The following is a 10,908-nucleotide window of genomic DNA, read 5'->3' on the forward strand; positions in this document are numbered from 1 at the left end:
CCACCTCAGTGGCGGGGCCCGCCCCGGTTCTGGAGCGACGTAGCGAAGGAGTGAAGAACCGGGGTTGACAGGGCCCGCCCGCCCCGCCGAAGGCGGGGCAAATAACTCAGCTGAAGTTGTTTCCCGGGCCTACGTTCCGGCTGTTGCGCGTACGGAGCGCGTGCACGTATTCCTCCGGCGCCCCCGCCTTCTCGGCGGCGTCGGCCATCACGCCGATATAGCGCGCCGACGGGAGCCCGCCTTCGTACGCGTCGAGGACGTACAGCCAGGCGAGGATCGGGTCGGTACCGCTGCCGGGGCTGGGGGTGACACGGAGCCGGATCTTGCGATGGATTCCGAAATCGGAACCCTCCCACCGGTCGAGCCGCTGTTCGTCCTCCGGGGAGACGTCGTAGAGCACCACGAAGACCCGGGAGCCGGGTTCTTCCACGACGGTGGCGAGCGGACCTTCCCAGCCGATATCGTCCCCGCTGAACGTGAGGCGCCAGCCCTCCAGCCAGCCCGTCCCGGACATGGGGGAGTGCGGACAGCGCTCGAGCATCTGGGTCGAATCCATATTGGACCCGTAGGCAGCGTAGATCGGCACACCGGCAGCTTAGTTGTGTGGTCGCTCGCACCGGTACGGGGCGTCGTAAATCGCGTTCCGGGATGTGCTTCGGCCGTGCCGACACGCTGGTGTGGGCGGGCGCGGGACCCGCACCAGGCGTACCTCCGCCTCCGCTCCGGCCGTGCGCGGTCTGTCGATGGGCTGCGCCCAGCTGCGCCTATCGGGCGTACCTCCGCCTCCGCTCCGGCCGTGCGCGGACTGTCGATGGGCTGCGCCCAACGGCACCTATTAGGCTGGGTCCGGCGAGTGAAGGCCGCGAAGCTGCCGCGCCGCGCGCGGGTGATCAGGACAGGGGAATACATGACCCGCATCGCAATCATCGGCGGCGGACCGGCCGGTTACGAGGCAGCGCTGGTCGCGGCCCAGCACGGGGCGCAGGTGGTGCTGATCGATTCCGACGGTATCGGCGGGGCGTGTGTGCTCTGGGATTGCGTGCCGTCGAAAACCTTCATCGCTTCCACCGGTGTGCGGACCGATCTGCGGCGTGCCCGGAACCTGGGTATCACACTCGATCCCAGTCAGGCCGAGGTGCGGTTGCCGGAGGTCAACGAGCGGGTGAAGGCGCTGGCGTTGGCGCAGTCCTCGGATATCCGGTCGAAGTTGCAGGCGGCGGGGGTGCGGGTGCTGCCGGGGAAGGGCCGCTTGGCGGGCCCGGGGTCGGGCCGGTCGGCGCACCGGGTCTCGGTGTCGTTTCCGGATTCGACGGAAGAGATCGTCGAGGCCGAGGTGGTACTGATCGCGACCGGTGCCTCGCCGCGGGTACTGCCCGGTGCCGAACCGGACGGGGAGCGGATCCTGAACTGGCGTCAGCTCTACGATCTGGCGGAGTTGCCGGAGACCTTGGTGGTGGTCGGTTCCGGTGTGACCGGCGCTGAATTCGTTTCCGCGTACACGGAAATGGGTGTGCGGGTGATCCTGGTGTCGAGCCGGGATCGGGTGCTGCCGGGTGAGGACGCCGATGCCGCGCTGGTGCTGGAGGACGCCTTCGCCGAACGCGGTGTGGAGCTGGTGAAGCACGCCCGAGCCGACAAGGTCGAGCGCACGGGCGATTCGGTAGTGGTCACCTTGTCCGACGGCCGCACCGTCTCGGGGTCGCATGCGCTGATGACCGTCGGCTCCACTCCGAACACCGGTGATCTGGGCCTGGAACAGGCCGGTATCGAACTCGATCGCGGCGGATACCTGCGGGTGGACCGGGTATCGCGGACCGCGGTGCCCGGTATCTACGCGGCGGGGGACTGCACGGGACTGTTGCCGCTGGCGTCGGTGGCCGCCATGCAGGGCCGGATCGCCATGTACCACGCGCTGGGTGAAGGGGTCAGCCCGATCCGGCTCAAAACGGTGGCCTCGGCGGTGTTCACCCGCCCGGAGATCGCGACGGTGGGAGTGAGCCAGACCGCGATCGACGACGGCGAGGTGCCGGCGCGCACGGTGATGCTGCCGCTCAACACCAATCCGCGGGCGAAGATGTCGGGACTGCGCCGCGGCTTCGTCAAGATCTTCTGCCGGCCGGCGACGGGTGTGGTGATCGGTGGTGTGGTCGTCGCGCCGATCGCCTCGGAGCTGATCCTGCCGATCGCGCTCGCGGTACAGAACAACCTGACGGTCAACGATCTGGCGCAGACCTTTTCGGTATATCCGTCGCTCACCGGATCGGTTATGGAAGCGGCGCGCCAGCTCATGCGCCACGATGATTTGGGATAGGAAAAGGCGCGAAGTTCCTGGATGCGTCATTGCTTTTTAATTGGTTCGTCACCCGTGAGTGTTCCTGCCGGTGGTGAGTTTTCGCCACATTGCCGGAACTGCTCGAGTATGGTTCACTTCCCAGGCAGAGATGCGATCGACGGGCGGTCGCGAGGTTTGGTGCCGGGGGGTTCGTCCTTTCGGACTCGGACAGCGAGGCCCACTGCGGGTCCCCCGCTGGAGTTCGTGTCTCGGATGAGACGGAACTGGGTGTGGACCGCAGGTGGAGCCGCATCCGGGAAAGGGATTGGGCGAATAGTGAAACATCGTAAGCCGAACCGGGTGGGCCGGGCGGTGGCGAGCACTTCGCTGCCTCTTGCGACTGCCGCGGCCATGGCCATTTTCGCGTCGCCGGCGGGGGCCGTTCCGAGCGATCAGCCGGCTACACCGACGACACCGGCGCCTGCGCCTTCGCAGCCGGGCACCAATGAACAGCAGAACGGTCCGGAGACCACTCCGAGCCAGCCGGGTGTGCAGAACAACGAGGAGCAGCCGGGGAGCAGCCCCACGCCGAGCCCGAGCCAGCCCGGTGTCACGACCCCGGAGAAAGACGGCCAGAACGATCAGGGCCTGACCGGACCGACCCAGCCGGGTGTCACCACTCCGCGTGTGGCTCCGCTGCCGGTGCCGGGTCAGCCCGCCCCGGCGCAGCCGGCCATCTCGCCGAATACGCCGCAGGGTCAACAGCCGCCCGCGAAGCCGGGTGACGCCCCGGCCGTCGCGCCGGGCACCGACGGTGAGAACGCGCAGCCCGGTGCCCCGCAGACCGATACCCTGATCGAGCCGCAGAGCCCGCAGTGGCAGGCGCCGAGTCTCGACGAGGCGCCGGTGGCGCCGGTCGTCGAGATGCAGGGTCCGCATATGGAGATCGGTGCGGCGGTCGACGGTGGTGCGCTGGCTCCGGGGCATTTCGCCAACACTCACCACTTCTCCAACCAGTCCGGCTATGTCGGTACCGCCGGTTTCCGTACCCCCACGGGTACGGGCGAGGCCGGTATCTCGGTGGAATTCGTCGACGAGAACACCATCAACGTCTCGACGTTCACCGGTGGTAACGGGCTGCCGGACAACCGGCTCGATCATGTCATCGACACCACTGCGGTGAACACGGCGAAGGCCGCGGTCGAACATTGGATCGTCCAGCAGCCGGGCGGCGCCGCCGCGCTGGATGCCGCGGCCAAGATTCCGCCGCCGCCGCCGTTGCTGCCGCCGGGCAACTACCCGGAGCAGGGGTTGAACCTCGGTGGCGTGAATACCCAGTGGGGTGGTTCACTCCAGTACTGAAGCGAGTGAAATCTTGCTGGGTGGGGCGGTCGTACACGGCCGCCCCACCCGCGTGTCTCGGAAGGGATGGGCTGTGACCGGCGAGGGCGAAGGTAGAGAGCGTGAACCCGACCGGGCGGATTTCGGACCTCCCACCGGCGAGTTCGGTCCGCCGGTGTCGGAGTTCGGTCCGCCGACGGGTGAGCTACCGGTGCCGGGCTGGAAGCCGACTCCGCGCCCGGAGGATTCCGGGCTGACATGGCGGCCGGCCGGTGGCTCGGGAACCTCGGCTCCTGTTCCTCCGCCTGTTCCGCCACCGCCGCCGCAGTATCGTGCCCCGGACAGTTCCACTCCGGTGCAGCGGCCTGCTCCGGCCGATTCCCGCCCGGTGCAGCGGCCTGCTCCCGGCGCACCTGATCCGGACTCGACCACGGTCCGTCATCAGATCCCGCCGGAACCGACTGCGCGCGATACTTCCGAGCGTGCCCAGGAGCCGGATCAGGCCACGGTCCGCCACCAGACGGGACCGGACCTGCGCTGGCCGTCGCCGAACCAGCCGAACCAGTCCGGTGGGACCGATCCGGCCGCGGCTTCGACGCGGCCCCGGCCGGGTGGTTTGTCCTGGGACAGCGATCCGATCGCGCAGCGGCTCACCCCGCAGTCGGTGGCCGGTGCGCTGTCGCAGAAACCACGCCGCAAGGTCCCGGTCGGCAGGATCGTGACGGTGGTCGCGGTGTTGATCGCTGTGGTCGCGGTAGGGGTGGCGATCGTCGAAGTGAGTGGCGGTGACGATGAACCGTCGGCACCTCCGGTCGCCGATTCCGCGCTGAGCTGCCCCGCGAGCGAAGAGGACGGGGTCATCGTCGGTGACGGGGTCGGGGATACGACCAGCGGCGCGGGGGCCGTTCTCGGATTCCAGCACCAGTTCTATGTGGAGCGCAGCGGTGTCGGGGCCCGTCAGTTCGTCGCGCCGGATTCGCCCGCCATCTCGAGCGCGGAGACGATCCAGGACGCGATCGACACGCATATCCCGGCGGGTACCGAGCATTGCGTGCGGATCACCGAGCGGGCACCGGCCTCTTTCGACGTCGATCTCACCGAATTGCAGCCGAGCGGTAAAAAGACTGTGTACAAGCAGACGGTGACCACGGTGGATCGGGACGGCAAAACCGTGCTGTGGGTGATCGCGGACCGGCGCTGATCCCAGTATGTGAAATCACCATGCCAAATGGTGAAAATTCGTGGGATGATCGGGTGAACTACCTGGTAATTCCCCGGAGGCCCCATGTCGCACTACGAACCGCCGCTGGCCGGCAAGCTGGCCGGCCTCACCAGCTCAGCAATTCGTGATCTGCTGAAGCTCACCGCCGATCCGAATATCGTGAGCCTGGCCGGAGGTCTGCCCGACGCCGAACTCATGCCCGGTGCGCGGATCGCCGCCGCCGCCGAATCGGCACTGCGCGACAGCGCCGCGCTCCAGTACACCGAGTCCCCGGGGTGGGGCCCGTTGCGTGAGGTACTGGCCGGCCGGGAATCGGACCGGCTCGGGCGCCGGGTCGATATCGCCGAGGTCTTCGTGACCCACGGTTCGCAGCAGGCGCTGTCGCTGCTCGCGGAAGTGCTGCTGGACCCGGGTGCGCTGGTGGTGGTCGAGGACCCTGCCTACGTCGGCGCTCTACAGGTGTTCCGGGCGGCCGGGGCTCGGATAGTCGCGGTACCACTGGACGACGAGGGGCTGCGGGTGGACCTGCTCGCGGATCTGATCGCGGGTGGGGAACGACCGGCCGTCGTGCACACCGTGAGCAATTTCCACAATCCGGGCGGGGTGACCATGAGTCCGGGTCGCCGGCAGGCGCTGGCGGCGCTGGCCGAGGAACACGGGTTCTGGGTGATCGAGGACGATCCGTACGGCGAACTGTGGTTCGACCGGCCCGCGCCCGCGCCGGTGGCCTCGTATGCGAAGTCGGTGATCCGGCTGTCCTCGGCATCGAAGATCATCGCGCCCACGCTGCGGGTGGGCTGGATGGTGGCTCCGGACCGGGTGTGCCGGGCCGTGGAACTGCTGAAACAGGGCGCCGACCTGTGCGGTTCGGCATTGACCCAGCAGATCGCGGCTGATCTGCTCACCGATACCGCCTGGCTCGCCGGTCATATCGAGACCGTCCGCGGTGTGTACGCGGTGCGCGCCAAGGCCCTGGTCGAGGCCGCGCGGGACAACTTCGGCGATACGTTGCGCTGTTCGGCGGCTTCCGGAGGCATGTTCGTCTGGGCCGAGTTCACCGACGGCACTGATACCGCCGAGTTGCTGCCCCGGGCGCTCGACGCCGGTGTGGCCTTCGTACCGGGCCGGGCGTTCGCGGTGCGCAAGCCCTACGCGAACGCCATGCGGATGTGTTTCACCACCGCCGCGCCGGAAGTGCTCACCGAGGCGATGTCTCGGTTGGCCGTGGCCGCCGGGCACCGGGTACCGGTTCAATCCGCCCAGTTGTAGGTGCGTTCGACCGCCTTGTTCCAGTCGCCGAGCCGGGAATCGCGTTCGGCGGCGGACATGGTGGGGGTCCAGGTTTTGTCCGCGGTCCAATTGGCCCGGATATCGTCGGTACCCGACCAGTATCCGACCGCCAGCCCGGCCGCGTACGCGGCCCCGAGCGCCGTGGTCTCGTTGACTTGCGGGCGCACGACCGGTAGGTCGAGGATATCGGCCTGGAACTGCATGAGCAGGTCGTTCTCGACCATCCCGCCGTCGACCTTGAGCGCGGTCGCCTCCAGATCCAGCGACCGGGCTTCGGCGTCGGCGCGCATGGCGTCCATCACTTCGCGGGTCTGGAAGGCGGTCGACTCCAGGATCGCGCGGGCGAGATGGGCCTTGGTGACGAACCGGGTGAGACCGGCGATCACCCCGCGGGCGTCGGGCCGCCAGCGTGGGGCGAACAGACCGGAGAAGGCCGGGACTATGTACGCGCCGCCGTTATCGTCCACTGTGCGCGCGAGGTCTTCGATCTCCGCGGCCGCGGAGATGATGCCGAGATTGTCCCGGAACCACTGCACGAGGGCGCCGGTGACTGCGATCGACCCCTCCAGCGCGTACACCGGCGGCTGTTCGCCGAGCCGGTAGCAGACCGTGGTGAGCAGGCCGTGCTCGCTGAATACGGGGGTGGTGCCGGTGTTGAGCAGCATGAAGTTGCCGGTGCCGTAGGTGTTCTTGGCCTCGCCCGGAGCCAGGCACGCCTGGCCGAACATCGCGGCCTGCTGGTCGCCGAGGATGCCCGCGACCGGCACCCCTGCCAGCGGGCCCGCGCCGATCTCCGCGTAGATCTCCGAGGAGCTCCGGATCTCCGGAAGTATCGCGATGGGCACCCCGATCTCCGCGCAGATCCGCTCATCCCAGGCGAGCGCGCGCAGATCCATCAGCAGGGTGCGCGAAGCGTTGGTGACATCGGTGATGTGCCGGCCGGTCAGCTTCCACAGCAACCAGCTGTCCACGGTGCCGAAACACAGCTCGCCGGCCTCGGCGCGCTCCCGAGCACCCGGCACGGTGTCCAGGATCCAGCGCACTTTGGGCCCGGAGAAGTAGGTGGACAGCGGTAGTCCGGTGCGTTCGGCGTAGCGCGCCGCGCCGGACGTCCCGGCGAGTTCGGTGCACAGGCGGTCGGTGCGGGTGTCCTGCCAGACGATGGCGTTGTGCACGGGCCGTCCGGTGTCGCGTTCCCAGACGACGGTGGTCTCGCGTTGATTGGTGACACCGACCGCCGCGATATCGGCGGCGGTGATCCCCGCCTCGTCCAGGACCGCGCCGAGGACGAATTCGGTATTGCGCCACAGCGTTTCCGGATCGTGTTCGACCCAGCCCGGTTTCGGGAAGATCTGATCGTGCTCGCGCTGGGCCACGCCCGCGATTTTTCCCTCCCGGTCGAACAGTATGCATCTGCTCGAGGTCGTGCCCTGGTCGATGGCGGCCACATAGCGCATGGCAGGAGGCTAGCGTAATCCGGTACGGCGGTGACTGCCGTCTCCTCGTGACGGCGCACCGTGTTTTTCCGCCTACGCTGTAGATCGGAAGCGGGAATCCACAGCTGAACTCAGTCGATCGCGTACTCCAGGAGTCGAACCGATGATGCGATACTGCGATACTGCGATACCTCCGCCTTCGCTGCGGCCTCCGCGGATCGTATGTATCTGTTTCGAGGGAGGACAGTGATGCGATACCTCCGCCTTCGCTGCGGCCTCCGCGAATCGTATGAACCTGCGCTGAAGGAGGGACGATGACCATTCAGTCGGGATCTCAATTTCTCGGGCCGGACCAGCGCCGCGCGGCATGGGACCGCCTGGGCAAGGAAAATTTCGATGTGGTGGTGGTCGGCGGCGGGGTCGTCGGGGCCGGAATCGCGCTCGACGCGGCCACCCGGGGACTGCGGGTGGCGCTGGTGGAGGCGCGGGATCTGGCGTCGGGAACGTCGAGCCGGTCGTCCAAGATGTTCCACGGGGGCCTGCGGTACCTGGAACAGCTCGAATTCGGGCTGGTTCGCGAGGCGCTGAAGGAACGCGAACTGTCCATGTCGCGGCTCGCGCCGCATCTGGTGAAACCGCTGCGCTTCCTCTATCCGCTCACCCGGCGCGCGTGGGAGCGGCCCTATGTCGCGGCGGGACTGTTCCTCTACGACACCATGGGGGGCTCGAAGTCCGTTCCAGGGCAGCGGCATCTGAGTCGGCACGGTGCACTGCGGCTGGCTCCCGGCTTGCGGCGCACCTCGATGGTCGGCGGGATCAGCTACTACGACACGGTCGTCGACGACGCCCGCCACACCATGACCGTCGCCCGCACCGCGGCCCACTACGGCGCGGTGATCCGCACCTCCACCCAGGTGGTGGGATTTCTGCGGGAGGCCGACCGGGTGGTCGGCGTGCAGATACGCGACAGCGAAGACGGGACCACCGGTGAAGTCCGGGGCCATGTGGTGATCAACGCGGCCGGAGTGTGGACCGACGAGGTGCAGGCGCTGTCACAGCAGCGGGGCCGGTTCCATGTGCGGGCGTCCAAGGGCGTGCACATCGTGGTCCCGCGTGACCGGATCGTCAGCGACGCCGCGATCATCCTGCGGACCGCCACCTCGGTGTTGTTCGTGATCCCGTGGGGTGCGCACTGGATCGTCGGCACCACCGATACCGAATGGAACCTCGACCTGGCCCACCCCGCCGCCACCAAGGCCGATATCGACTACCTGCTGGAGCGGGTGAACGAGGTATTGGTCACTCCGCTCACCCATGCCGATATCGACGGTGTGTACGCGGGTCTGCGGCCGCTGCTGGCCGGGGAGAGCGACGAGACCTCGAAGCTCTCGCGTGAGCACGCGGTCGCGCGGATCGCGCCGGGACTGGTGGCGATAGCGGGTGGGAAGTACACGACCTACCGGGTGATGGCCTACGACGCGGTGGACGAGGCCGCCCAGGACATCCCGGCCCGGGTATCTCCCTCGATCACCGAGAAGGTGCCGCTGCTGGGTGCCGACGGATACTTCGCGCTGGTCAACCAGACCGTGCAGCTGGCCGAGGAGTACGGGGTGCACCCGTACCGGGTGAAACATCTGCTGGACCGCTACGGCTCGCTGATCGACGAGGTCATGGCGCTGGCCGCGGACCGGCCCGATCTCAAGCAACCGATTGCCGCGGCCCCCTCCTATCTCAGGGTGGAAGCGGTCTACGCGGTGGCCGCGGAGGGCGCGTTGCATCTGGACGATGTGCTCGCGCGACGCACCCGGATCTCCATCGAATACCCACACCGCGGCGCCGAATGCGCCGACGAGGTCGCCGGGCTCATCGGCCCGGTGCTCGGCTGGAGCGACGCGGAAACCGATCGGGAGATCCGCACCTATCTCGCCCGGGTGGACGCCGAGGTCAGGTCCCAGACCCAGCCCGACGACACCTCGGCCGACGCATTGCGTATCGCCGCACCGGAACCACGACCGGAGATCCTGGAACCGGTGCCCTCCGACGGCTGAACCGTTCCGCGCCGGCGCCGCGCCACGGTTCAGTGAACGGCGGGGTTGTGGTTCGGAGTCGTGGTGGTCGCCGGGCCGAGCGGTACGGGGTCCGGTGCCGGCGGCGTCGCGGCGGGATGCAGCAGGAAGTAGCAGAACACCGCGGTGGCCACTATTGCCAGCACCGCGGAGAGCAACTTGCCGGTGACGGCGGCCAAGTGGACGGTTCGGGCGTTCATGGGACCTGCTTCCGGTGCGGTACCCGTGTGTCGTCGGAAAGCGGCCGAACATTACTGCGCTCATGGCGCCCGTCACAGACATGGCAGCGGCCGGTAGGCGCCAGCGTACGGGTTCAGACCGGCGGGACCTGGCATTTCGGGCAGTAGTAGATACCGCGTTCCCGTCGGCTCACCCGGTCGTATCCGGGCACCGTTTCGCCCAGCATCTCCACTCGTAGCGAGGTTCCGCACCGTCGGCACGGGCGCGGGGCCCGGCCGTAGGCCAGCGGCCGCCACGGCGGTTGATGCGCGGCTCGGTGCAGTACCCGGTGCGCCTCGTGCACCAGCGCGTACAGATCGTCCACTTCGCCCACCGGGAGCGCCGGATGGACCCGGCGCAGATAGCAGATCTCGCTCCGATAGATGTTGCCGATACCGGCCAGATTGCGCTGATCGAGCAGGGCGAGGCCGATCGGCCGGGCCGGATCACGGTTCAGCCGGGCCACCGCCTCGGCGGGATCCCAGCCGGGCCCCAGTAGATCCGGCCCGAGGTTGTCGACCGCGCGGTGTTCCTCGCCGCGCCGCAGAACCTCCACCAGGCCGAGGTCGAACCCGACGGCCTCGGCGTCGGCGGTACCCAGCACGATCCGTGCGGCGACCCGCGGTTTGGTCCAGCGCTGGCCGCAGCGGAAGACCCGCCAGGTGCCCTCCATCTTCAGGTGGGTGTGCACGCTGACGGTCTCGGTGCGGACGAACAGATGCTTTCCGTAACTGCCGACGCTCTCCACCACCTGGCCGCGCAGATCGACGGTCGCGTATCGAGGTACCCGGAAATCGCTGCGGGTCAGTGTCGCACCGTCGAGCGCGGCCCGCAGTCGCGCGGCCGCGAGGAAGACGACATCACCCTCAGGCATGAGCGACTGTATCTTTCGGCGTCGCCTCCGCCGCTGCGGGGCCGGGGCGTGTCCATCGGCCCGCTTGCGGCGTCGCGCCTGGACTCCTGTTCTTCACTCCGGCGCCCTGGAACCGGGGCGGCCCCGACCCCCGACGCAGACCACCCGGGATCGGGCGGAAAGTACGGGCGGGCGTGCGCCTCGAGCAT

General features: G+C 68.3%; 9 protein-coding genes. 5 read left to right on the forward strand and 4 right to left on the reverse strand.

The features are described from left to right. Positions 1-106: 106 nt before the first annotated feature. Complete coding sequence (locus IEY68_RS21760; RefSeq protein WP_039822672.1) at positions 107-586, reverse strand: gamma-glutamylcyclotransferase family protein; 480 nt, start codon at positions 584-586, stop codon at positions 107-109. A 321-nt stretch (positions 587-907) separates the two neighbouring features. On the opposite strand from IEY68_RS21760, the gene IEY68_RS21765 reads away from it, so the two are divergent. The 4 genes from IEY68_RS21765 (at position 908) to IEY68_RS21780 (ending at position 6,104) form a co-directional block, all read left to right on the forward strand. Then, positions 908-2,311, forward strand: coding sequence for an NAD(P)H-quinone dehydrogenase (locus IEY68_RS21765; RefSeq protein WP_062998842.1), 1,404 nt, complete (start codon positions 908-910; stop codon positions 2,309-2,311). Between the two features lie 510 nt (positions 2,312-2,821). After that, entirely contained in the window at positions 2,822-3,634 is an 813-nt protein-coding gene (locus tag IEY68_RS21770) for a hypothetical protein (protein ID WP_229718908.1), read from the forward strand. A gap of 73 nt (positions 3,635-3,707) precedes the next feature. Continuing rightward, entirely contained in the window at positions 3,708-4,814 is a 1,107-nt protein-coding gene (locus IEY68_RS21775; protein ID WP_062998770.1) for a DUF8176 domain-containing protein, read from the forward strand. 84 nt (positions 4,815-4,898) lie between these two features. After that, positions 4,899-6,104 (forward strand): aminotransferase-like domain-containing protein, encoded by a 1,206-nt coding sequence (locus IEY68_RS21780; RefSeq protein ID WP_062998768.1) that lies wholly within the window; start codon positions 4,899-4,901, stop codon positions 6,102-6,104. Here the strand turns inward: IEY68_RS21780 and glpK are convergent. Beyond that, a complete protein-coding gene (glpK, locus tag IEY68_RS21785) occupies positions 6,086-7,582 on the reverse strand; it encodes a glycerol kinase GlpK (RefSeq protein ID WP_062998766.1) in 1,497 nt (498 codons plus the stop codon). The two genes, IEY68_RS21780 and glpK, sit on opposite strands and share 19 nt — an antisense overlap. Before the next feature lie 293 nt (positions 7,583-7,875). Between glpK and glpD the strand changes: the two genes are divergently transcribed. Next, on the forward strand, positions 7,876-9,609 hold the full coding sequence (glpD, locus tag IEY68_RS21790) for a glycerol-3-phosphate dehydrogenase (protein ID WP_062998764.1): 1,734 nt from the start codon (positions 7,876-7,878) through the stop codon (positions 9,607-9,609). A 29-nt stretch (positions 9,610-9,638) separates the two neighbouring features. On the opposite strand, the gene IEY68_RS21795 is transcribed toward glpD, so the two are convergent. Together IEY68_RS21795 and IEY68_RS21800 are read right to left on the reverse strand one after the other, a co-directional pair. Next, complete coding sequence (locus IEY68_RS21795) at positions 9,639-9,827, reverse strand: hypothetical protein (RefSeq protein WP_062998762.1); 189 nt, start codon at positions 9,825-9,827, stop codon at positions 9,639-9,641. A gap of 113 nt (positions 9,828-9,940) precedes the next feature. Beyond that, positions 9,941-10,720 (reverse strand): DNA-formamidopyrimidine glycosylase family protein, encoded by a 780-nt coding sequence (locus IEY68_RS21800; protein WP_062998760.1) that lies wholly within the window; start codon positions 10,718-10,720, stop codon positions 9,941-9,943. Positions 10,721-10,908: the final 188 nt, after the last annotated feature.

This window comes from Nocardia jinanensis (assembly GCF_014645735.1).
Lineage (GTDB): Bacteria > Actinomycetota > Actinomycetes > Mycobacteriales > Mycobacteriaceae > Nocardia > Nocardia jinanensis.